Here is a 21499-nt window from a genome sequence, read left to right as displayed (position 1 = left end):
ACCCATCATGAAACGCCAATTACTACTGAGTCTTACCCTTTCGATGCTAGCCAGCACTGCTTTCGCTCTGCCCGCTGCCGAACAAGCCACTCCGCAAGTCAAAGACAGCCACTCGGTGTTCAGCCAAACCCTGGCCGAAGACGGCTATGATAAAACTCCACAAGGTCAGACCCTGGCTGAAGATGGCTACGACAAAACTCCACAAGGTCAACTTGCCGAGAACGGTCGCAATCGTCTGGAAGAAAAAGGTCTGGTTGAAGACGGCTACGACAACACCCCACAAGGCCAGGCTGTCGCTGAAAACGGTCGCAATCGCCTGGAAGAAAAAGGTCTGGTCGAAGACGGCTATGACAAAACCCCACAAGGCCAAGCGCTTGCCGAAGGTGGTGGTGACCGTGTGATCGAACGCAACAGCGCTGTGAGCTGAGCCCATGGCGGCCCTGAAAAAAAGCCCAATCCCCGGATTGGGCTTTTGCCTTTTTAGCCGCAACCCTCAATAAGTCGCCATTTCCCCGCTACCTGCCCCGCTGCCGTTCGACGCCGATAAAGCCGATTTGCTAGAGTGCGGCGCTTGTCCTGCCAAAGAACACACCTGCGATGCTGCCCCGCGCCGAACAGAAGCAACAGACCCGCAACGCCCTGATGGACGCTGCCCGCCACTTGATGGAAAGCGGCCGAGGATTCGGCAGCCTGAGCCTGCGCGAAGTGACGAAGACCGCCGGCATCGTGCCCACCGGTTTCTATCGGCACTTTGCCGATATGGACGAACTCGGTCTGGTGCTGGTCAGCGAAGTGGGCCAGACCTTCCGCGAAACCATCCGCTTGGTGCGCCATAACGAATTCGTCATGGGCGGCATCATCGATGCGTCGGTGCGGATCTTCCTCGATGTGGTCAGCGCCAACCGTTCGCAGTTCCTGTTTCTGGCGCGCGAGCAGTACGGTGGTTCGCTGCCGGTGCGCCAGGCGATTGGCCGTCTGCGCGAGAACATCAGTTCCGACCTCGCGGCCGACCTGACGATGATGCCCAAGCTTCAGCATCTGGACGCCGACGGCCTGAGCGTGATGGCCGATCTGATCGTCAAATCGGTGTTCGCCACCCTGCCTGACATCATTGACCCGCCAGCCGACGCCTTGCCCGAGCATTTGACGCCCCAGGCGAAGATCACCCAGCAGTTGCGCTTCATCTTTATCGGGCTCAAGCACTGGCAAGGCCTGGGCAGTACTGAGTAACCCCCTTTCTTTGTGATGTAGCCGAATTCCCCTGTGGGAGCGAGCCTGCTCGCGAAAACGGTTTGTCATTCACCCTTTCCGGTGACTGAAAGTTTGCCTTCGCGAGCGGGCTCGCTCCCACAATGGCTCAGCGTCACGGCTTCTATTTGGTGCATGTAAAAATCTTCATGCACCAAAACGCTTCAAATCTCCGCAACATCCTGCAACACCCTCTACGATCCTACAGGGATTTCCTACATATCGTCCGATTGGCAAGCCCCTTGCTCTAGCCTGAGTATTGTCCACTGCTGGAAGCTTTCCGATGTTGGTGATTCATCGCAGAATCGACCCTCAACCCGTCTGGGCCGCCGAGTTGCACCTGACCTTCGAAGCCCGAAGCAAGAGCCGTTTGCGCTGTTTCAGTGCCGAGAACGAAGACGTCGGGTTGTTTTTGGAACGCGGTCAGCCGCCGCTGTATGACGGCGAATGCCTACAAGCCGAGGACGGCCGCATCGTCCGTGTCTGCGCCCGCGCCGAACAACTGCTGCACGTCACCTGCGCCAATGCCTTCGAACTGACCCGCGCCGCGTATCACCTGGGCAATCGCCACGTCGCCCTGCAAGTCGGCGATGGCTGGCTGCGCTTGCTCGACGACTACGTGCTCAAAGCCATGCTGGAACAACTCGGTGCGCAGGTCGAAGCGCTTGAAGCCCCATTCCAACCGGAACACGGTGCCTACGGCGGCGGCCATCACCATTCGCGGCACGGCGACGAAGATTTCAACTACGCGCCAAAACTGCACCAGTTCGGCGTTCGTTTATGAACCCAGCCTGGGCGCTGCTGCGCCTGGCCAGTCCGCAATTGCCGATTGGTGGCTACAGCTATTCGCAAGGCCTGGAAATGGCTGTGGATAACGGCCGCGTGAACAACCCGGACAGCGCCCGCCGCTGGATCAGCGATCAGTTGCTGCTCAATCTCGCCCGTTTCGAAGCGCCGCTACTGCTTGCCCATTGCCAGGCAGCCGCCGAAGAAAACTGGGGCGAACTGCAGCAAATCTGCGAAACCCACCGCGCCAGCCGCGAGACTCGCGAGTTGCACCTGGAAAGTCGGCAGATGGGTTACTCGCTGCAGCAGTTGCTCAACGGCTTGCCAGAACTCGACGCGCCGGCACGCAGCTTTCTCGAGCAATGTGCCGAACCGCATCTGGCGCTCGGCTGGGCACTGGCTGCTCGCGCCTGGGGCATCAGCCCCCAAGACGCCCTCGCCGCCTGGCTGTGGAGCTGGCTGGAAAACCAGCTCGCCGTGCTGATGAAAACCTTGCCGCTGGGCCAGCAAGCCGCCCAGCGCCTGACCAGCGAATTGCTGCCGCTGCTGCAACAGGCGCAGCAAGACGCGACCCACATCAAACCCGAACACACTGGCAGCGCCGCGTTCGGCCTGTCCCTGACGTGCATGGCCCATGAGCGCCAGTACAGCCGTCTGTTCCGTTCCTAGGGCCCGTCATTTTGGGCCTTTTATTTTGGAGAAGCCGTATGAACACACAACCTTTGCGTATCGGTATCGGCGGCCCGGTCGGTTCCGGTAAAACCGCGTTGACCCTGGCCCTGTGCCTCGCCTTGCGCGAGCGCTACAACCTCGCCGTGGTCACCAACGACATCTACACCCGCGAAGACGCCGACTTTCTGGTGCGCAACGAAGCGCTGGCGCCGGAGCGGATCATCGGTGTGGAAACCGGCGGCTGCCCGCACACGGCGATCCGCGAAGACGCCTCGATCAACCTCGAAGCGGTCGATCAGTTGAACCGGCGTTTCCCGGGGCTGGACCTGATTCTGGTGGAGTCCGGCGGCGACAACTTGTCGGCGACGTTCAGCCCGGAACTGTCCGACCTGACCATCTACGTGATCGACGTCTCGGCGGGCGACAAGTTGCCACGCAAGGGCGGGCCGGGCATCTGCAAATCTGACCTGCTGGTGATCAACAAGATCGACCTGGCGCCGCTGGTCGGTGCCTCGCTGGAAATGATGGATAGCGACACCCGACGCATGCGCAACGGCAAGCCGTTCGTGTTCAGCAACCAGAAAACCGGTCAGGGTCTGGACGCAATCATCGCCTTCATCGAACGCCAGGGCTTGCTGACCGCAGCCTGATTCATTTATCAACAAGGAAGCTTATCCATGACACTCAAACGTATTTTCGGCGCCGTTGCGCTGCTGCTGACGCCGGCACTGGCCTTCGCACATCCGGGTCACGGCGACAGCGGCTTGATCGCAGGCATCAGCCACCCGATTGGCGGCCTCGACCACTTGTTGGCGATGGTCGCCGTCGGCTTGTGGGCCGCGCAGCAAAAAGGCGCGGCGCGCTGGGCGCTGCCTTGCACTTTTGTCGGCACCATGCTGATCGGCGGCATGCTCGGATTTGAAGGACTGGAACTGCCGGCGCTGGAAAGCGGGATCGCCGCATCGGTGCTGGCGCTGGGCCTGGCCGTGGCGCTGGCAGTGCGTCCGCCGTTGGTAATGGCGGTAGCGGCGACGGCGCTGTTTGCGTTGTTCCATGGTGTCGCGCATGGCCTTGAGTTACCGGAAATGAGCAGCCCTTGGGCGTATGCGGCAGGTTTTGTGGCTGCGACTGCTGCGCTGCATGCCGCCGGTTATGGCGTGGTGCGCGTATTGCCGCAGGCTGCGGCGCCGTTGGTGCGGTTGGCGGGTGCGGTTTCGGCAATGACCGGCGCTTGGCTGCTGGCCGGCTGATCTCTGCCGCCTGTACCGGCCTCATCGCTGGCAAGCCAGCTCCCACAGGTCATTTGGTGTAGCCACAATCATGTGAACACCGAAGATCCATGTGGCAGCTGGCTTGCCAGCGATGACGACCGATCAGACACCGGGCCTCTAAAGGCTGCCGCTCTGCTACCATGTCGCGCAATCGCCCCAGCCGTGACGACGTCCGCCAATGCCCCATGCTTCCCGCTCCAAATCCCTGCCTGAATTGACCGCCCTGTTCACCGAGGTGCAGCAGCACTTCGTCAACGTGATCGTGCCGCTCTGGCAAGGCCCGGGCTGGAATGCCGACATGGCACTGCCCTACGAAGCACTCGACGCCGCGCACCAACCCTTGCCAGCGCAACGTTATCGGGCGATGGCCTGTGCACGGCAGCTGTATCTGTTTTCCAGCCTGATCGGCGTTGTGGATAACGCAGCAGAACACGCGGCCGCGCTGTTCCGTTCTCTGCAACGACACTTCCACGATGCCGAGCACGGCGGCTGGTTCTACAGCATCGATGCCCAGGGCAAACCGCTGGATCAGCGCAAGGATCTCTACACCCACGCGTTCATCCTGTTTGCCTGCGCGCATTACTGGGAAAAATCCCGCGAGCCGCTGGTGGAATCGACGTTGAACGCCGCGCTGGAAGTCATCGGTCAGCGTTTCGCCACCGGCGATGGCCTTTACGAAGCCTGCCTTGACCGCAACTGGCTCACCCTCGAAACCGGCCCGCTGCAAAACCCGTTGATGCACCTGGCCGAAGCCTTCCTCGCCACTCTGCACGTGCGCCAGGACAGCGCTACGCAACAAGCGCTACTTGAGTTATGCACAGCCATGCACAAGCGTTTCATCGACCCGCAACATGGCGTGTTGATGGAAAAACCTTTGGGTGCTGTGGATAACTGGTACGAGCCAGGGCACCAGTTCGAATGGTATTTCCTGCTGCAATCGTCAGCGCTGCTGCGCGGTACGAAATTGCATTCGGCGCTTGATAAGGCGTTTGCCTTCACCGAGCAATTCGGCGTAGAGCATCCCAGCGGTGCGGTGCGGGCGATGCTTGATCTGGAAATGGACGGACGTCCAAAAGATTCGACTCAGCGGATCTGGGCGCAGGCCGAATACCTGCGCGCGCTGACCTTGCGCCCCGACAGCGAAGCCGTGGTGCTGCATCAATTGCAGGCGTTGCAACAGCGCTTTCTGCATGCCGGTGGCTGGCATGAGTGCCGCGATGAGCAGGGCGAAGTCAGCCGCAAGGACATGCCCTCGACCACGCCGTATCACTTGGCAACGTGCTATCGCGGGCTGGCTGAATATCTTCGCTGATTTGAACATTGCCTTCACGAGCAAGCTCGCTCGCACATTGGATTCGCACCGAACACACTCTTTGTGAACGGCGCAGATCACCCGTGGGAGCGAGCCTGCTCGCGATGGCCGTTATACGGTGTCTAGGCAATCCACTTCTTGTCGCCCGTGAAGCTGATGGTCAACCATCGCGCCGCATCCGGTTTGCCCAGCTTCGCGGAAATCTCTTCACGCAGGGCATCCAGTTGCCCGACATTCTCCAGTCGGTAATCCGCCGGCAACACCACATGAATCTCGATAAACCGCGCCCGTCCGTGCTTCTGCACGTAGGACACATAATCGTCGAAACCATGCTCGGCCTTCGCCGCGTCCATCACCTGGCGTACGTGGTCATTCAGCGTGTCCGGTGCAATGCCCAGCACATCGCGTAATGCCGGGCCGAGGATCTTGAAGGCCGGTGTCAGCATGGTCAGGGCCAGTACGATCAGGATCAGCGGATCGACGTAAACCGCCCACTCGCCATAGCCCTGGGACTTGAGCAGCAGCGCCGTGAGAAAACTGATCAACAGGCCCACAGAAAGCATCGCGTCCACCAGCCAACTGATGTTGTCGAACTGGATCAGGCTGGATTTGAGCTTGCGATTGCGCCGACGCACGTAGAAGAAGTACGCGAACTCGACCACGGTAAACACGGCGGCGTAGATGATCACCAGCCCCAACTCAATGTCCCGGCCACCGTCGATGATGCCGAACACACCGTTGAGAAACGCGTAGATGGCAATCAACAGCAGGAAACTGCCTTCAATCAGCAGCACCATGGGTTCCAGATGCCAGAAGCCGAACTGGAAACGGTGATTGCTTTGCTTGGCGATCAGCTTGGCAGTGATCAGCATCAGTACTTTGATGAAGGTTGCGATCAGCGAGAAAAAACCATCGAACAGGATGGATTGGGAACCTGAAACAAAACCGGTGACGATCCCGGCAATCGACACTGCAAACATCAGGATGGTCGATTGTTTGAGCAGCGACTGCTCACCTCGGTTACTCACGTAGCCTCCTCTGAAAACCTTGAAAACCGCGGGATGCGGTGGGGTTGTTGGGAGAGGAGTTTACCTTATCGGCATGTTTTGGCAGATATGGCCTCTTCGCCAGCAGGCTGGCTCCCACAATTGGAATGCATTTCAAATGTGGGAGCCAGCCTGCTGGCGATTAGGCTTGATGCGGTCTTAAGCCTTGTTACGCTCGATGGCAAACCCGGCCCAGGTCTGACTCACTGGCATCAATTCCAGGCTATTGATGTTGATATGCGCCGGCGCATTCATCACCCAGAAAATCGTCTCGGCGATGTCTTGCGGCTGGATCGGCTCGGCCCCGGCGTAGGTGGCGTTGTACCGTTCCTGATCACCAGCGAAACGCACCAGCGAGAATTCGCTCTCGCACAGCCCCGGCTCGATGTTGCTGACGCGCACGCCGGTGCCCTGCAAATCGCAGCGCAGGTTCAGCGAAAACTGCTTAACAAACGCTTTGGTCGCGCCGTAGATATGGCTGCCAGGGTACGGATAGTTGCCGGCGATGGAGCCGAGGTTGACGATGCCAGCGCCACGACCATGGCCGATCAGGCGCGGCAACAGCAAGCGAGTGGCGTACATCAGGCCTTTGACGTTGGTGTCGACCATGGTGTCCCAATCATCCAGATCGCATTTCGGCGCAGGGTCCACGCCCAACGCCAGGCCCGCGTTGTTGATGAGGCCACGCAGTTTGGCGAACGATGGCGGCAGGTTGGCAATCGCCTCCTCCATCGCCTTGCGGTCGCGCACATCAAGCACCAGGCCATGCACTTCAGTCTGCTTGGACAACTCAGCGCACAGAGCGTTGAGGCGTTCTTCACGACGACCGGTCAGCACCAGTTTCCAGCCAGCCTCGGCAAAACGACGGGCGCAGGCTTCACCAAAACCGGACGTCGCGCCGGTGATAAACAGGGTGTTGGACATCGTGTTCTCCTTGCTTCGACCGCGAGGGCAGCCATTGGAATAGAAAATCAGCAGGCAGCATGCCCGGCCACGCAAGCACGGGCAACACCCGCTCGCTGTATAAAAAACAAACAATCGTTCCGACGCCATAGCCAGCGTGGCCTGTAGCCATGTGCACGCATGTTATCCACAGTCCCTTCCACAGTTTCCGGGGGCAAGTGGAAGCGCGCAAAGCCGCGCCACACAAGGCTTTGCGGGCGAAATGGAAAGTTTTTTGCTTGACCATGGAGCGCTACCTGTGCGGGACATGGCATTTTGCACGACAGGTCGGTTGGAGCAGTGATTGCGCGAGGCCAGTAATTACGGCCCTTAGCGGGGTCTTTCCAGAGTTTAATCACAGACTTATCCACAGGTCTGCACTCATCAAAACTGCGGCGATGCAGCCCCCACAAAAAGGTTGACAAAGACGTCTGCCGCTCCAGCAAAAACGCCTGATCAAAAAACAACCACACGCCTGAGAGCCACGGTTTTAAAGGGATTCAGCCAGCTACTCCCACGTTATTCACAGCCAGCTCCACAGCAAACGGGGACAAGTCAAAACTGTGGAAAAACAGCCATTTGCAGCGTCTATATGTCGCGCTTTGGCAGGTAGCGGAATTTGTTTTCCACAATTTCATCAAAGTGCACCAAGGAACCTGTGGGAGCTGGCTTGCCAGCGATGGGGGAGTCACTGACAACACCTTGGCTGAATGGTGAACCGCTATCGCTGGCAAGCCAGCTCCCACAGGGATTGGGGTGCATCGCAGGGATAAAAAAGCCCCGAGGCTCGCGCGTCGGGGCTTGTGCATAACGATGTAACTCAGTGCCCGCCCAGATAGGCGTTACGCACCTCCTCGTTCACCAGCAACTCCTTACCGGTGCCCGTCAGGCGAATCTCGCCGTTGACCATCACGTACGCGCGATCCGACAGCTTCAACGCATGGTTGGCGTTCTGCTCGACGAGGAAAATCGTCATGCCGGTTTTGGCCAGTTCCCGCAGGGTCGCGAAGATCTGCTTCACCACAATCGGCGCCAGACCCAGGCTAGGTTCATCGAGCAGCAACAACTTTGGTCGGCTCATCAATGCGCGAGCAATGGCGAGCATCTGCTGTTCACCGCCGGACATGGTCATCGCCCGCTGCGTGCGCCGCTCTTCAAGCCGTGGGAATAGCTCGAACATGCGCTGCATATCCTCTTTGGCGTACTTGTCGCCAATCGGGATGGTGCCCATCAACAGGTTTTCCTCGACGGTCATGTCAGGGAACACCCGCCGTCCTTCCGGCGACTGCGCAATGCCGTTGGACGCGATGTAGTGCGATGACTTTTGGGTAATGTCGACGCCTTGATAAATGATCTGCCCGTTTGCCGCACGGGGCTGGCCGAAGATCGACATCAGCAATGTTGATTTACCCGCGCCATTGGAGCCGATCAGGCTGACGGTTTCCCCTTCATTGATCTGCAACGAAACGCCTTTGAGTGCCTGGATCGGGCCGTAGAACACGTCCAGGTTTTTCAGTTCGAGGATCGGTTGGCTCATACCAGCTCCTCTTCGTCGGCGCCCAGGTAGGCGGCAATCACTTTCGGGTCGTTACGGATGGCTTCAGGTCCCCCCTCAGCGATAACGATGCCGTGGTCCAGCACCACGATGTGGTCGGAAATGCTCATTACCATGCCCATGTCGTGTTCGATCAGCACCACGGTCAGATCATGCTCGTCGCGCAGCAGCCGGATCATTGCGCTCAGCGCTTCGGTTTCTTGTGGGTTGAGGCCGGCGGCCGGTTCGTCGAGGCAGATGATCTGCGGCCGCGTGCACATGGCCCGGGCGATCTCCAGACGGCGTTGCTGGCCGTACGAGAGCTCACCGGCGAGACGGTTGGCGCAGTCGACCAGATCGACCACTTCCAGCCAGTAGAACGCGCAATCCAGGGCGTCACTCTCAGCCTTGCGATAGCCCTTGGTGTTAAGGATGCCGGCGAGCATGTTGCGGTTGACCCACATGTGTTGGGCCACCAGCAGGTTTTCCAGCACGGACATTTCCTTGAACAGACGAATGTTCTGGAAGGTACGAGCCAGGCCTGCGCGGTTCACCAGATGGGTGCCGCCGAACATCTTGTAGTACACCCGGCTGAGAAAGCTTTTCGGCGAAACGAAGTCGGTCGGTTTGAACGACTCACCCAATAGCTGGATGACGTTGGTCTGCTGGCCGCGCACGTTGAGTTCGATCTTGCCGCCGGACGCCTTGTAGAAACCGGTCAGGCAGTTGAACACCGTGGTCTTGCCGGCACCATTGGGGCCGATCAGGGCGAAGATCGAGTTGCGTTTGACCTTCAGGCTGACATCGCTCAACGCCTTGATGCCACCGAAATGCATCATCAGTTTTTCAACAGAGAGTACGACTTCACTCATGGCGCAGTCCTCTCGTAGTGAATGGCACCTTTGCGTGGTTTGACCCCGGTACGGCTGATGCGAATCAACCCGCGTGGTCGCCAGATCATCATCAACACCATCAGAATGCCGAACAGCAGCACGCGATACTCAGCAAACCCGCGCAGCAGTTCCGGGGCGACGGTCAGCACAAACGCTGCAATCACCACACCGATGGTCGAGCCCATGCCGCCGAGCACAACGATGGCGAGGATCAGGGCCGATTCGAAGAACGTAAACGAGGTCGGGTTGACGAAGCCCTGATAAGTCGCGAAGAACACACCCGCCAGACCCGCCGTCGACGCGCCGATGGTGAAGGCCGAAAGCTTGACCAGGACGTGGTTGAGGCCCATCGAGCGGCAGGCGATTTCATCTTCACGCAAGGCTTCCCAAGCGCGACCGACCGGCATCTTCACCAGTCGATGCTTGATGTACAGCACGGCCAGCACCACGAGGAACAGCACCGCGTAGATGAAGTAGTACTTCACGTCCGGGTTGTAGGCGATACCGAAGTACTCATGAAACGGCACCCCGCCATCCTTCGCGCGCTTGCCGAGTTCCAGACCGAAGAACGTCGGCAGCGGCGCCGCCATGCCGTTCGGGCCGCCGGTCAGGGACAGCCAGTTGTTGAGGACCAGACGAATGATCTCACCGAAACCCAGGGTCACGATCGCCAGATAGTCGCCATGCAGGCGCAGCACCGGGAAACCGAGGATGCAGCCGGCAAGCCCCGCAGTGATCGCCGCCAGCGGCAGCACCGTCCAGAAACCCAAACCGAGATATTGATAACCGAGCGCCAGACCGTAGGCGCCGATGGCGTAGAACGCCACGTAACCGAGGTCGAGCAAGCCGGCTAGGCCAACCACAATGTTCAGCCCCAGCCCCAACAGCACGTAGATCAACCCGAGGATGACCACGCCCAGCAGGTACGAGTTGGAGAAGAAGGGCACGGCCACGGCCAGCAGAACTACCAGCGGGATAATCCAGCGCAGGCTTGATTTGTGATCGGCGGGCAATACATGCACACCTGACCCGGCGCTCTCGAATCCGTCGAGAATCTTCAAGCCCTTGGGCGTTTGCAGAAAAAGGCTGAGGGCAAAGCGGCCGGCCATGACGATGGCAATGATCCAGGCCACGCGGGTCATTTCAAGGTTGAAGCTGTAACCGTCGAGTACGACACCGACGATCGGCCCGAAAACAATCAAGGCAATCAGGCCGGCCAGAATCGCCTCAACCAGGCTTTTTTTGACATCAATGGATTTTTTGGTGGTTGAAGACATCGCTTACACCTTCGACACAAGAGGACGGCCCAACAGGCCCTGCGGCCGGAAGACCAGAACAAGTACGAGCAGCGAGAAGCTGAACACGTCTTTGTAGTCGGAGTTGACCAGGCCGGAGAACAGCGACTCGGAGATGCCGAGGATGATCCCGCCCAACATGGCGCCGGGCAGCGAGCCGATCCCGCCGAGTACCGCTGCGGTGAACGCCTTGATGCCGATGATGAAGCCGGCGTAGAAGTCGAAGGTGCCGTAGTTCATGGTGATCAGCACACCAGCGAGTGCCGCCATGGCTGCACCGATGATGAACACGTAGGAAATCACCCGATCGGTGTTGATCCCCAGAATCGAGGCCATCTTGCGGTCTTGCTGGGTGGCGCGGCACATGCGGCCGAGTTTGGTGTACTTGATGATGTAGGTCAGCAGCCCCATGCCGACGAATGCGGCCACCAGAATGAAGACTTTGGTGTAGGTCAGTTGTACGAAGCCGGTACCGACTTCAACCCGCCATGCACCGGTGAGCAGCGTCGGAACGCCCTGTTGTTTGGCGCCTTGGGCGATCTGTGCGTAGTTTTGCAGGATCAGCGAAATACCGATGGCGCTGATCAGCGGCGCCAGCCGTGTGGAGTTACGCAGGGGTTTGTAGGCAACACGCTCAATGACCCAGCCATACACCGCCGTGACGACGATGGTGAAGATCAGGGTGCCGAGCATCAGCAGAGGGAAAGATTCGATACCGAAGTACGCCAGCAGAGCCAGACTGATTGCCGCCAGGTAAGCAGAAATCATGTAAACCTCGCCGTGGGCGAAGTTGATCATGCCGATGATGCCGTAGACCATTGTGTAGCCGATGGCGATCAGGCCATAGACCGACCCGAGGGTCAGGCCGTTGACCAGTTGCTGCAGGAAAATACCATCCATAACGCAATCTCACGCAGTGAGGACCTGCACATCGTTGATGTGCGGTCCTTCTAGGAAAAATACAGAATTACGTCGGAACCGCTGTCCGCCAGACATCCACATTTCCCTGTGGGAGCTGGCTTGCCAGCGATTGCGGTGGATCAGCCAACATGTGTGTCGACTGAACGAACGCCATCGCGGGCAAGCCCGCTCCCACAGGGATTTGCGGAGTTCAAACGGTCGCGTCAGCCCTTACTTCTGTTTTTCCAGCTGGTGGTATTTGCCGTCCTTGTCCCACTGGTAAACCACGTAGTCGGAGACTTTCAGGTCGCCCTTGGAGTCCCAGGCTTTCTCGCCCATGACGGTTTTTACCGGGTTTTTCTTCAGCCACTCGGCGGCTTTTTCACCGCTGTTGGATTTGGCGCCGTTGAAAGCGGCGGCCAGGGTCTGAACCGAAGCGTAGGCGTACAGGGTGTAGCCTTCAGGCTCGGTGCCAGCCTTGCGGAAGGCATCTACCACAGCCTTGCTGTCGGGCAGCATGCGAGGGTCGGCGCCGAAGGTCATCAGCACGCCATCGACGAATTGCGGGCCGCCAGCGGTGGTCACCAGTTCGTCGGTAACGATGCCGTCATCGGACATGAACTTGACGTCTTTGAGGCCTTGCTCACGCAGTTGACGAACCAGTGGACCGGCTTCCGGGTGCAGACCACCGAAGTAGACAACGTCGGCGCCAGCGCCGCGGATTTTGGTGACGATGGTGCTGAAGTCTTTTTCACCACGGGTCAGGCCTTCGTACAGCACCGGGGTCACGCCGCGCTTGACCAGTTGGGCCTTGGTGGCATCGGCCAGGCCCTGACCGTAGGTGTCTTTGTCGTGCAGCACGACGACTTTCTTGCCCTTGAGCACGTCGACGATGTAATCGCCGGCAACGATGCCTTGCTGGTCGTCACGGCCGCACATACGGAACATGGCGCTCAGGCCGCGCTCGGTCACTTGCGGGTTGGTGGAACCCGGGGTGATCGCGATGATGCCCGCTTCGTCATAGATTTCCGACGCTGGAATGGTCGAAGAGGAGCAGAAGTGACCGACCACGCCGGCAACTTTCTGGTTGGTGAGGTCCTTGGCGACCGTCACGGCCTGCTTCGGTTCGCAGGCGTCATCGCCCTTGACCAGTACGATTTTCTCCCCGTTGACGCCGCCTGCTGCGTTGACCGCATCAGCCGCTGCCTGTGCCCCCTTCATGTACTGCTCGCCAAATGCCGCGTTGGCGCCGGTCATTGGTCCCGCTACACCGATTTTCACATCAGCTTGAGCAAACGCAGAAACACCCAACGCAGTAGCTACTGCGAGGGCCAGAAAGCCTTTCTTGTAAAACGTCTGGGACATGAGGTGGTGCTCCAAGGTTTTTTTTAGTTGGCACTGCGACTTCACTTCTCCTGATGCTCAGAGCAAGGGCCGTGCCATCGGTTTTTTATTCTTCAAAAAGTCGCTGCTTTCTTGTTATTTCGACTGTTTCGTTCCCATTTTCATTGGGCGTGCAACCGTCTAAACCGCGGAAGGTGAAACCATTTATTTCTTCAGGCGCAACCCGCTCGCGCCATCATTGCAACCGCGGCATCAATCGACGTGCAACCAGCCTGTAACAGCCCGCGTCACCGAACTGCACACTGCTGGTGCGGGACTGCTACAACCCGCACCATTACAGGCTAGTCGCTAAGCGAAAAAGCGCCGCTCCACGCAACATATTTCAACAATCAGATGACGATGCGCAGGCACTGGCCCGCGTGATACAGCGAAAACCCGGCCTCGTAGAGACAACTGCGCAATCCCACGCCTGCCAGCGGCTGCATCGGTGCAAAGGGAATTGGCAGGGCCTGAGGATTGCCATTACACAGGTAATCGGCGAAGGCCTTACCCACCACGGTGCCGGTCGTCACGCCACGGCCGTTATAACCGGTGACGGCGACCAGACCGGGCGCCGGTTCGAACAGGCGCATCAAGTGATCGGGCGTGAACGCAATACGCCCTGTCCAGGTGCATTCCCATTCGACAGGTTTCAGATTGGGGAAATAATGCTGTTGCACCCGATCGGCCCAGGCCTTGAGAAACCAGACCGGTTTCTGATTGCCGTTGCCGAGACTGCCGAGCAACAACCGCCCTTCTTTGTCGCGGCGAATGCTGCTCAACACTTGCCGCGTATCCCACGACCCCTGCCCGCCCGGCAGAATGTCCTGCGCGGCATCTTCGGTCAGTGGCACCGAGGCGACCTGATAGTAGTAACCGGGGAAGAAGTTGCGCTTGAGTTCGGTCCAGTCGCCTTCGGTATAGGCATTGGAGGCGATCACCACTTGCTCGGCCAGCACCGAACCGTGCTCGGTCTGCACTGACCATTGTTGCCCCACGCGCTCAAGTCGAGTGACCGGAGAATGATCAAACATCTGCCCACCGAGGCTGATCACGGCATTCGCCAGACCGGTGACATAGGCCATCGGATTGAGCGTGCCGGCGCGACGATCAAGCAGGGCGGCGGCGATTTTCTGCGTACCGGTGGCTTGTTCACAGGCCTTGCCGGTCAGTAATTCGACCGGTGCGCCGCGGCGTTTCCATTGTTGCTCACGACTGCGCAGATCCGCCTCGCCCTTGGCGTTGTGCGCCATGTGCAGCGTGCCTTCGCGGCGTAGCTGGCAATCGATGTTGTACTTATCCACAAGGCTGAACACCAGTGAAGGCGCTGCCCCGAGCATGCGGTTGAGCTGGCTGCCGACCGCCTCGCCGAAACCGGCTTCGATCTCGTCCGGCGGGATCCACATACCGGCGTTGACCAGCCCGACATTGCGCCCGGAGCCGCCGTGACCGGCACGATGAGCTTCCAGCACGCAGACGGTTTTGCCTTTTTCCAACAGATGCAATGCCGCCGACAACCCGGTAAACCCGGCGCCGATCACGCAGACATCAACCTTGACCTCACCCTTGAGCGCCGTGTTATCGGGCCTCAGTGGCGTGAGCTTTTCCCACAGACATTCTTCGCGTAACGGCATTGCCAGACTCCAACAGAAACCTGCCAAACACACTGCTGATCCTGTGGGAGCGAGCCTGCTCGCGAAAGCGGCGTTTCAGCCAACATTGATGTCGACTGACTCATGGTCTTCGCGAGCAGGCTCGCTCCCACAGGGAAAGAGCCGCCCTGATATCAGTCGAACGTAATGCCCTGCGCCAGCGGCAACTCCAGTGAGTAGTTCACGGTGTTGGTCTGGCGGCGCATGTACCCGCGCCAGGCATCGGAGCCCGACTCACGACCGCCACCGGTCTCCTTCTCGCCACCGAACGCGCCGCCGATTTCCGCGCCGCTCGGGCCGATATTGACGTTGGCGATGCCACAGTCGCTGCCGACCGCCGACATGAACCGTTCGGCCTCGCGCACATCCGTGGTGAAAATGCACGATGACAGGCCTTGCGGCACAGCGTTGTTCAGGCGCAGCGCTTCCTCGAAATCGCTATAGCCGACCACGTACAGGATCGGCGCGAAGGTCTCGCTGCAGACCACGTCGCTCTGCTCCGGCATTTCAACAATCGCTGGCGAGACGTAGTAAGCATTGGGGAATTGATCCTGCAATTGACGCTTGCCGCCGAACACCCGCCCCCCCTCGCTCAACGCCTGCTCCAGCGCATCCTGCATGTTTTCGAAGCTGTGTTTATCGATCAGCGGGCCGATCAGATTGCCTTCCAGCGGATGGCCGATACGCACTTTCGCGTACGCAGCCTTGAGGCGAGTGACGATTTCTTCCTTCACCGACTCGTGGGCAATCAAGCGACGCAACGTGGTGCAACGCTGGCCAGCAGTGCCGACCGCGCTGAACAGGATTGCGCGCACGGCCATGTCGAGGTCGGCACTCGGACCGAGGATCATCGCGTTGTTGCCGCCCAGTTCGAGAATGCTGCGCGCGAAACGCGCGGCGACTTTCGGCGCTACTTCGCGGCCCATGCGGGTGCTGCCGGTCGCACTGATCAGCGCCACTCGCGGGTCATCGACCAGCGCCTCACCGGCGTCACGGCCACCGATGATCACTTGGCAGAGACTCGCCGGAGCATCGCTGAAATTCTTCACCACGCGGTCAAACAGCGCCTGACAGGCCAGCGCCGTCAGCGGGGTTTTCTCCGAGGGTTTCCACACCACCGGGTTGCCGCAGACCAGCGCCAGCGTGGTGTTCCACGCCCACACGGCAACCGGGAAGTTAAAGGCGCTGATGACGCCGACCACGCCCAGTGGATGCCAGGTTTCACGCATGTGGTGGCCCGGGCGCTCGGAGGCGATGGTCAAGCCGTACAGTTGGCGGGACAGGCCGACGGCGAAGTCACAGATGTCGATCATCTCCTGCACTTCACCCAAGCCCTCCTGAGTGATCTTGCCCGCCTCCCACGACACCAGCTCGCCGAGATCGGCTTTGTACTCGCGCAACACTTCGCCGAATTGGCGCACCAGTTCGCCGCGGCGCGGGGCCGGCACCTTGCGCCACGCTTCGAACGCATGATCTGCGCGACTGATGTGCTGCTCGACTTCGGCCGGGCCTTCCCAGTTGACGGCGGCAATGCGGCTGCCGTCGATCGGCGAATGCACCGGCACTTTGCCGTTCTGATAAAGGGCCGGGTTCACACCAAGACGATCAAGCAATGCGGCAACCATGGGTCACTCCTCAAGCAAAAAACTGAATGTGTGCGGTCGGTTTTTCACGACCGGGCAGGCCTTTAGTTGTAGCGTCAGTACGGCGAGGCAACAAACGACCTTTACGCGAGATATCATTCCGTTTATTCATGCTGCGCATAGAAAGACAAGAAAAGGATCGGCCATGCTGAACAAACGCCACTTGCCTTCGATCACTGCATTGCAGTGCTTCGAGGCCGTGACCCGGCACCTGAGTTTCACCCGGGCCGCCGAGGAACTGAACCTCACCCAAAGCGCCGTCAGCAAACAGGTCGCGCAGCTAGAGGAATTGTTGCAGCACTTATTGTTCCGCCGGATACGTCGGCGTTTGCAGATGACCCCGGCCGGGGATTTGTACTTGGTGGAGGTCAGAAAAATCCTCACGCAGGTAGAGATGTCGACCCATTACCTGCGTTCCTACGGCGGTGAAACCGAAGTCCTGCGGGTCTCCACGCCTTCGACCTTCGGCGCCCGCTGGCTGGTACCCCGCCTGAAAGGCTGGCGCTTGCGCCATCCGTCGATCCATCTGGACCTGTGCAACGAGCAGGAGGCCGACGATTTGCTGCAAGGGCGCAGCGATCTGGCGTTCTATTTCGGCCAAGGCTCACGCCCGGGGACTGAATGCCTGAAGCTGTTCGGCGAAGAGCTTGTGCCGGTGTGCGCGCCCGGCAGCCTGCCCGACCAGCCTTTCACCGATCCGACGCAACTCACCGATCTGGTGCTGCTGCAGAATGCCTCGCGCCCACAGGCCTGGCACGACTGGTTCGACAGTCAGGGGCATCAGACCGAACACAGCTACCACGGCCCGCGTTTTGAAACCTTTTACATGTGCATCCGCGCCGCACAGGTCGGCTGCGGTGTAGCGCTGCTGCCACGGTTTCTGGTGGAAGAAGAATTGGCCGACGGCAAACTGGTCATTCCCTGGCAGCATGCAATGCCCAGCACCGACGCCTATTACCTGGCCTACCCGGAACACTCTGCGGAAGTGCCCAAGGTGAGGGATTTTGTGAAGTGGATGCTGGAGCAGATCGACAGTCCCATTGCCTGATCATATCCAAACTGTGGGAGCGAGCCTGCTCGCGAAAAGGCCGTCACATTCAATATCAATGTCAATTGCCATGACGCTTTCGCGAGCAGGCTCGCTCCCACAGAGATTGATGTTGTCTAAAAAAGCGCTGGCAATCCCCACCGCTGATATGCGCCACTAGCGCCATTGTTCGAGACCGCGCTACGGCGCGGCGCACCTGGAGACCCCGTTATGAGCGAGAGTGTGTTTGCCGATCGCATCGTGCAGAACCTGCTCGACACCGACTTCTACAAGCTGACGATGATGCAGGCGGTGCTGCACAACTACCCCAACGTCGAAGTCGAATGGGAGTTTCGTTGCCGTAACAGTGAGGACTTGCGTCCGTATCTGGCCGAGATCCGCTTTCAGATCGAGCGTCTGGCGGAACTGAGCCTGAGCGCCGATCAACTGAGTTTTCTGGAGCGCATCAGCTTCCTGAAACCGGACTTCCTGCGCTTCCTCGGCTTGTTCCGCTTCAATCTGCGCTACCTGCACACCGGCATCGAAAACGGCGAACTGTTTATCCGCCTGCGCGGGCCGTGGCTGCATGTGATCCTCTACGAAGTACCGCTGCTGGCCATCGTCAGCGAAGTGCGCAACCGTTATCGCTACCGCGAGACCGTGCTCGAACAGGCGCGTGAACAGCTCTATCGCAAGTTCGACTGGCTCACCGCCAATGCTTCGGCCGATGAACTATCGCAATTGCAGGTCGCCGATTTCGGCACCCGTCGGCGGTTTTCCTACCGGGTACAGGAAGAAGTGGTGAACGTGCTCAAGCACGATTTCCCCGGCCGATTCGTCGGCACCAGCAATGTGCACCTGTCGCGCGAACTGGACATGAAACCGCTGGGCACCATGGCCCACGAGTGGATCATGGCGCACCAGCAACTTGGCCCAAGGCTGATCGACAGCCAGATCGCCGCCCTCGATTGCTGGGTCCGCGAGTACCGGGGGTTGCTGGGGATCGCCCTCACCGATTGCATCACCACCGATGCGTTCCTCGGCGATTTCGACTTGTTCTTTGCCAAGCTTTTCGACGGTTTGCGCCACGATTCCGGGGACCCTGTGGCCTGGGGCGAAAAATGCATCGCCCACTATCACAAGCTCGGCATCGACCCGATGAGCAAGACGCTGGTGTTCTCCGACAGCCTGACCTTGCCCCGGTCGCTGGAGATATTCCGCGCACTGCACGAGCGGATCAACGTGAGCTTCGGCATCGGCACTAACCTGACCTGTGACATTCCGGGTGTCGAACCGATGAGCATCGTGCTTAAAATGACCGCCTGCAACGGCCAACCGGTGGCGAAGATCTCCGACGAGCCAGGCAAGACCCACTGCAAAGATCCGAATTTTGTCGCCTATTTGCGACACGTTTTCCAGGTTCCTGCCGATTCCAGTCTATCTAGCAAGGAGTGAATTCATGCAAGCCGTACAGCGTGAGATTGCTGAACAGCTCAAGGTGCAACCGCCGTTCGCCGACCACCAGGCGCTGCAAGCCGAAATCGCCCGGCGCATTACCTTCATTCAGGACTGCCTGGTCAATTCCGGGCTCAAGGCGCTGGTGCTGGGTATAAGCGGCGGCGTCGACTCGCTGACAGCCGGGCTGCTGGCCCAGCGCGCGATGCGTGAATTGCGCGAACGTAGCGGCGACAATGCGTACAAGTTCATCGCCGTACGCCTGCCGTATGAAACACAGTTCGACGAGCACGACGCGCAGGCCTCGGTGGATTTCATCGATCCGGACGAACGCCACACCGTCAACATCGGCCCGGCGGTAAAAGCGCTGGCCAGTGAAGTCGCGGCGTTCGAAGGCAAGCACGCGGTGTCGGTGGATTTTGTGCTCGGTAATACCAAGGCGCGGATGCGCATGGTTGCGCAGTACACGATTGCTGGCGCGGCGGGTGGTCTGGTGATCGGTACCGACCATGCAGCGGAAGCGGTGATGGGGTTTTTCACCAAGTTCGGCGACGGTGCCTGCGACCTCGCCCCGCTCAGCGGTCTGGTAAAAAATCAGGTACGGGCGATTGCCCGCAGCTTTGGCGCGCCGGAGTCGCTGGTCGAGAAAGTCCCGACGGCGGACCTCGAAGACCTGTCGCCGGGCAAACCGGACGAAGCGTCCCACGGCGTGACCTACACCGAGATCGATGCGTTCCTGCACGGTGAGCCGCTGCGTGAAGAGGCGTTCAAGATCATTGTTGATACGTACAAAAAGACCCATCACAAACGCGTGATGCCGTTCGCACCGTAATCCGTGAACGAATGAAAAAGCCCGCTGGGGAGTGATCCTCAGCGGGCTTTTCTTTGGCCAGATTATCTGTCGATGCAGCTGGCCCCTTTCGCGAGCAGGCTCGCTCCCACAGTTGATCGCGGTCGAATGTGGGAGCGGGCCTGCCCGCGAAGAACGATGACGCGGTGAACCTTATTACTTCAGGGTCACAGTGCCTTTCATCATCGAGATGTGGCCAGGGAACGAGCAGAAGAAGCCGTATTTTTCACTGGCATTGAGCTTCGAAACATCGAACGTCACCGAGTCGGTTTCCTTGGCGCCGATGATTTTGGTGTGAGCGATGACGCGAGCATCACCGTCCTTCAGGTAGTTCTTGTCGATACCGGCAGCCAGGCCATCGGTGGCGATCGGCTGCATGTCAGCTTCTTTGCTGATCACCAGGTTATGGCCCATGACGTTCTTCGGCAGGCTGCCGGAGTGGGTCAGTTCGATGGTGAAGGTCTTGCAGCTCTTGTCGATTTCAATGGCCTTGGTGTTGAAGGACATCTGGTCGGTGGAGTCAACGGTGGTTTTGCACTCGGCAGCCATCAATTGGCTGCTGGCCAGCGCCAGCAGGGATACCGCAACAACTTTGGAAAACATGGTGAATCTCCAAGGCAGGGTTAAAAAAAACACTAGTGGTTGAAAGACTGCCTGAAATCTTCGCAAGTTCCTATGACTTGAGTCAAAAATTGTATACAACTTTCAGGCTATGACACTCATCGACACAATCTAACGGCCAGATCACCCGGCTGAGTCCATGATCGGCGCATCTCACTGAAACGGAGCGTCTGTCATGATCTTTAACGGCCTGTTGTGCAGCTTGCTCGCCGCCTATGCCTGTGGCGCCAGCGGTACCTTTGAATCGCCGGAGCGCGAACGCTAAACCTTGGATCGAGGCGTGCCAGCCAGTACCCTGTGCGACTGATTCGATACCGGAGAAAGGCATGTCTCTCACATCCGTTTGTGTATTTTGCGGCGCCAACGCCGGCACTGACCCAGCCTATACCGAAGCCGCCGTGGCCCTTGGTCGCGCATTGGCCGAGCGCAAGTTGACGTTGGTCTATGGTGGTGGCGCCGTCGGTTTGATGGGCATCGTTGCCGATGCCGCACTGGCCGCCGGTGGCGAGGTGATCGGCATCATCCCGCAGAGCCTGATGGACAAGGAAATCGGTCACAAAGGCCTGACGCGTCTGGAAGTGGTCGACGGCATGCACGCCCGCAAGGCGCGGATGGCCGAACTCAGCGATGCGTTTATCGCGCTGCCCGGTGGCCTCGGCACCCTGGAAGAACTGTTCGAAGTCTGGACCTGGGGCCAGCTCGGCTACCACGGCAAACCGTTGGGCCTGCTGGAAGTGAAGGGTTTCTACAGCAAACTTACTGCTTTTCTCGACCATATCGTCGGCGAAGGCTTCGTTCGCGAGCCACACCGTGACATGCTGCAAGTGAGCGAGTCGCCGCAAACGCTGCTCCACGCCCTGGATAACTGGAAGCCGACCGTCACGCCAAAGTGGGTCGACCAAAAACCCGGCTAACCGCCGGGCACCGATACAGGGCAGAATACGCGCCGCTCAACCTCACCTTCGACCC

General features: G+C 59.3%; 21 protein-coding genes. 11 read left to right on the top strand and 10 right to left on the bottom strand.

The window, feature by feature from the left end; genetic code table 11:
- The first annotated feature begins 7 nt into the window (after nucleotides 1–7).
- From IEQ42_RS07150 to IEQ42_RS07120, 7 genes are all read left to right on the top strand, one after another.
- Nucleotides 8–427, top strand: a complete 420-nt coding sequence (locus IEQ42_RS07150) for a DUF2790 domain-containing protein (RefSeq protein ID WP_042557425.1) — start codon at nucleotides 8–10, stop codon at nucleotides 425–427.
- Between the two features lie 170 nt (nucleotides 428–597).
- Nucleotides 598–1230: a TetR family transcriptional regulator gene (locus IEQ42_RS07145; protein WP_042557424.1), complete on the top strand. Its 633-nt coding sequence runs from the start codon at nucleotides 598–600 to the stop codon at nucleotides 1228–1230.
- Between the two features lie 301 nt (nucleotides 1231–1531).
- On the top strand, nucleotides 1532–2032 hold the full coding sequence (gene ureE / locus IEQ42_RS07140; protein WP_115145917.1) for an urease accessory protein UreE: 501 nt from the start codon (nucleotides 1532–1534) through the stop codon (nucleotides 2030–2032).
- Nucleotides 2029–2703: an urease accessory protein UreF gene (locus IEQ42_RS07135; RefSeq protein ID WP_210703031.1), complete on the top strand. Its 675-nt coding sequence runs from the start codon at nucleotides 2029–2031 to the stop codon at nucleotides 2701–2703. The genes ureE and IEQ42_RS07135 overlap by 4 nt, the downstream gene beginning before the upstream one ends.
- A gap of 38 nt (nucleotides 2704–2741) precedes the next feature.
- Entirely contained in the window at nucleotides 2742–3356 is a 615-nt protein-coding gene (ureG, locus tag IEQ42_RS07130) for an urease accessory protein UreG (protein WP_042557421.1), read from the top strand.
- Between the two features lie 27 nt (nucleotides 3357–3383).
- The gene (locus IEQ42_RS07125; RefSeq protein WP_210703030.1) at nucleotides 3384–3956 is read left to right on the top strand and encodes a HupE/UreJ family protein; all 573 of its coding nucleotides are present in this window, start codon (nucleotides 3384–3386) and stop codon (nucleotides 3954–3956) included.
- A gap of 199 nt (nucleotides 3957–4155) precedes the next feature.
- The gene (locus IEQ42_RS07120) at nucleotides 4156–5289 is read left to right on the top strand and encodes an AGE family epimerase/isomerase (protein WP_210703029.1); all 1134 of its coding nucleotides are present in this window, start codon (nucleotides 4156–4158) and stop codon (nucleotides 5287–5289) included.
- 122 nt (nucleotides 5290–5411) lie between these two features.
- Here IEQ42_RS07120 and IEQ42_RS07115 read toward each other — a convergent pair whose 3' ends face one another.
- The 9 genes from IEQ42_RS07115 to amaB all read right to left on the bottom strand — a co-directional run bounded on the left by IEQ42_RS07115 (nucleotide 5412) and on the right by amaB (nucleotide 16559).
- Nucleotides 5412–6317 (bottom strand): cation diffusion facilitator family transporter, encoded by a 906-nt coding sequence (locus IEQ42_RS07115; protein ID WP_115145920.1) that lies wholly within the window; start codon nucleotides 6315–6317, stop codon nucleotides 5412–5414.
- A 177-nt stretch (nucleotides 6318–6494) separates the two neighbouring features.
- The gene (locus tag IEQ42_RS07110) at nucleotides 6495–7259 is read right to left on the bottom strand and encodes an SDR family oxidoreductase (RefSeq protein WP_210703028.1); all 765 of its coding nucleotides are present in this window, start codon (nucleotides 7257–7259) and stop codon (nucleotides 6495–6497) included.
- 838 nt (nucleotides 7260–8097) lie between these two features.
- On the bottom strand, nucleotides 8098–8814 hold the full coding sequence (locus tag IEQ42_RS07105) for an ABC transporter ATP-binding protein (protein WP_042557417.1): 717 nt from the start codon (nucleotides 8812–8814) through the stop codon (nucleotides 8098–8100).
- On the bottom strand, nucleotides 8811–9683 hold the full coding sequence (locus IEQ42_RS07100; RefSeq protein WP_210703027.1) for an ATP-binding cassette domain-containing protein: 873 nt from the start codon (nucleotides 9681–9683) through the stop codon (nucleotides 8811–8813). The genes IEQ42_RS07105 and IEQ42_RS07100 overlap by 4 nt, the downstream gene beginning before the upstream one ends.
- Nucleotides 9680–10981, bottom strand: coding sequence for a high-affinity branched-chain amino acid ABC transporter permease LivM (gene livM / locus IEQ42_RS07095; RefSeq protein WP_210703026.1), 1302 nt, complete (start codon nucleotides 10979–10981; stop codon nucleotides 9680–9682). The genes IEQ42_RS07100 and livM overlap by 4 nt, the downstream gene beginning before the upstream one ends.
- Before the next feature lie 3 nt (nucleotides 10982–10984).
- Nucleotides 10985–11899, bottom strand: coding sequence for an ABC transporter permease subunit (locus tag IEQ42_RS07090; RefSeq protein ID WP_042557415.1), 915 nt, complete (start codon nucleotides 11897–11899; stop codon nucleotides 10985–10987).
- A gap of 231 nt (nucleotides 11900–12130) precedes the next feature.
- The gene (locus IEQ42_RS07085) at nucleotides 12131–13264 is read right to left on the bottom strand and encodes an ABC transporter substrate-binding protein (RefSeq protein ID WP_210703025.1); all 1134 of its coding nucleotides are present in this window, start codon (nucleotides 13262–13264) and stop codon (nucleotides 12131–12133) included.
- A gap of 368 nt (nucleotides 13265–13632) precedes the next feature.
- Nucleotides 13633–14916, bottom strand: coding sequence for an L-pipecolate oxidase (amaA, locus tag IEQ42_RS07080; protein ID WP_210703024.1), 1284 nt, complete (start codon nucleotides 14914–14916; stop codon nucleotides 13633–13635).
- 152 nt (nucleotides 14917–15068) lie between these two features.
- Nucleotides 15069–16559, bottom strand: a complete 1491-nt coding sequence (amaB, locus tag IEQ42_RS07075) for an L-piperidine-6-carboxylate dehydrogenase (protein WP_042557412.1) — start codon at nucleotides 16557–16559, stop codon at nucleotides 15069–15071.
- Nucleotides 16560–16722: 163 nt separating this feature from the next.
- Here amaB and IEQ42_RS07070 point away from each other — a divergent pair, with 163 nt between their 5' ends.
- The 3 genes from IEQ42_RS07070 (at nucleotide 16723) to nadE (ending at nucleotide 19891) form a co-directional block, all read left to right on the top strand.
- Nucleotides 16723–17625 (top strand): LysR family transcriptional regulator, encoded by a 903-nt coding sequence (locus tag IEQ42_RS07070; protein WP_042557411.1) that lies wholly within the window; start codon nucleotides 16723–16725, stop codon nucleotides 17623–17625.
- Between the two features lie 210 nt (nucleotides 17626–17835).
- Complete coding sequence (gene pncB / locus IEQ42_RS07065) at nucleotides 17836–19059, top strand: nicotinate phosphoribosyltransferase (protein WP_042557410.1); 1224 nt, start codon at nucleotides 17836–17838, stop codon at nucleotides 19057–19059.
- A 4-nt stretch (nucleotides 19060–19063) separates the two neighbouring features.
- Complete coding sequence (gene nadE / locus IEQ42_RS07060; protein WP_210703023.1) at nucleotides 19064–19891, top strand: ammonia-dependent NAD(+) synthetase; 828 nt, start codon at nucleotides 19064–19066, stop codon at nucleotides 19889–19891.
- A 174-nt stretch (nucleotides 19892–20065) separates the two neighbouring features.
- Here the strand turns inward: nadE and azu are convergent, their stop codons facing one another.
- Nucleotides 20066–20512, bottom strand: a complete 447-nt coding sequence (gene azu, locus IEQ42_RS07055; RefSeq protein WP_042557408.1) for an azurin — start codon at nucleotides 20510–20512, stop codon at nucleotides 20066–20068.
- A 344-nt stretch (nucleotides 20513–20856) separates the two neighbouring features.
- Between azu and IEQ42_RS07050 the strand changes: the two genes are divergently transcribed.
- Nucleotides 20857–21444, top strand: a complete 588-nt coding sequence (locus tag IEQ42_RS07050) for an LOG family protein (protein WP_047299503.1) — start codon at nucleotides 20857–20859, stop codon at nucleotides 21442–21444.
- The last annotated feature ends 55 nt before the right edge of the window (nucleotides 21445–21499 follow it).

Origin of the sequence: Pseudomonas iridis, assembly GCF_017980685.1 — a bacterium.
In the GTDB taxonomy this organism is placed as follows: Bacteria; Pseudomonadota; Gammaproteobacteria; order Pseudomonadales; family Pseudomonadaceae; genus Aquipseudomonas; species Aquipseudomonas iridis.
Note: the sequence above shows the minus strand (reverse complement) of the source record. Positions and strands in the feature narration are given on the sequence as shown.

Excerpts from the sequence above, each read along its gene's own strand:
- IEQ42_RS07150 (WP_042557425.1), top strand. The coding sequence starts at position 8 with ATGAAACGCCAATTACTACTGAGTCTTACCCTTTCGATGCTAGCCAGC.
- IEQ42_RS07145 (WP_042557424.1), top strand. The coding sequence starts at position 598 with ATGCTGCCCCGCGCCGAACAGAAGCAACAGACCCGCAACGCCCTGATG.
- ureE (WP_115145917.1), top strand. The coding sequence starts at position 1,532 with ATGTTGGTGATTCATCGCAGAATCGACCCTCAACCCGTCTGGGCCGCC.
- IEQ42_RS07135 (WP_210703031.1), top strand. The coding sequence starts at position 2,029 with ATGAACCCAGCCTGGGCGCTGCTGCGCCTGGCCAGTCCGCAATTGCCG.
- ureG (WP_042557421.1), top strand. The coding sequence starts at position 2,742 with ATGAACACACAACCTTTGCGTATCGGTATCGGCGGCCCGGTCGGTTCC.
- IEQ42_RS07125 (WP_210703030.1), top strand. The coding sequence starts at position 3,384 with ATGACACTCAAACGTATTTTCGGCGCCGTTGCGCTGCTGCTGACGCCG.
- IEQ42_RS07120 (WP_210703029.1), top strand. The coding sequence starts at position 4,156 with ATGCCCCATGCTTCCCGCTCCAAATCCCTGCCTGAATTGACCGCCCTG.
- IEQ42_RS07110 (WP_210703028.1), bottom strand. The coding sequence starts at position 7,259 with ATGTCCAACACCCTGTTTATCACCGGCGCGACGTCCGGTTTTGGTGAA.
- IEQ42_RS07105 (WP_042557417.1), bottom strand. The coding sequence starts at position 8,814 with ATGAGCCAACCGATCCTCGAACTGAAAAACCTGGACGTGTTCTACGGC.
- IEQ42_RS07100 (WP_210703027.1), bottom strand. The coding sequence starts at position 9,683 with ATGAGTGAAGTCGTACTCTCTGTTGAAAAACTGATGATGCATTTCGGT.
- livM (WP_210703026.1), bottom strand. The coding sequence starts at position 10,981 with ATGTCTTCAACCACCAAAAAATCCATTGATGTCAAAAAAAGCCTGGTT.
- IEQ42_RS07090 (WP_042557415.1), bottom strand. The coding sequence starts at position 11,899 with ATGGATGGTATTTTCCTGCAGCAACTGGTCAACGGCCTGACCCTCGGG.
- IEQ42_RS07085 (WP_210703025.1), bottom strand. The coding sequence starts at position 13,264 with ATGTCCCAGACGTTTTACAAGAAAGGCTTTCTGGCCCTCGCAGTAGCT.
- amaA (WP_210703024.1), bottom strand. The coding sequence starts at position 14,916 with ATGCCGTTACGCGAAGAATGTCTGTGGGAAAAGCTCACGCCACTGAGG.
- amaB (WP_042557412.1), bottom strand. The coding sequence starts at position 16,559 with ATGGTTGCCGCATTGCTTGATCGTCTTGGTGTGAACCCGGCCCTTTAT.
- IEQ42_RS07070 (WP_042557411.1), top strand. The coding sequence starts at position 16,723 with ATGCTGAACAAACGCCACTTGCCTTCGATCACTGCATTGCAGTGCTTC.
- pncB (WP_042557410.1), top strand. The coding sequence starts at position 17,836 with ATGAGCGAGAGTGTGTTTGCCGATCGCATCGTGCAGAACCTGCTCGAC.
- nadE (WP_210703023.1), top strand. The coding sequence starts at position 19,064 with ATGCAAGCCGTACAGCGTGAGATTGCTGAACAGCTCAAGGTGCAACCG.
- azu (WP_042557408.1), bottom strand. The coding sequence starts at position 20,512 with ATGTTTTCCAAAGTTGTTGCGGTATCCCTGCTGGCGCTGGCCAGCAGC.
- IEQ42_RS07050 (WP_047299503.1), top strand. The coding sequence starts at position 20,857 with ATGTCTCTCACATCCGTTTGTGTATTTTGCGGCGCCAACGCCGGCACT.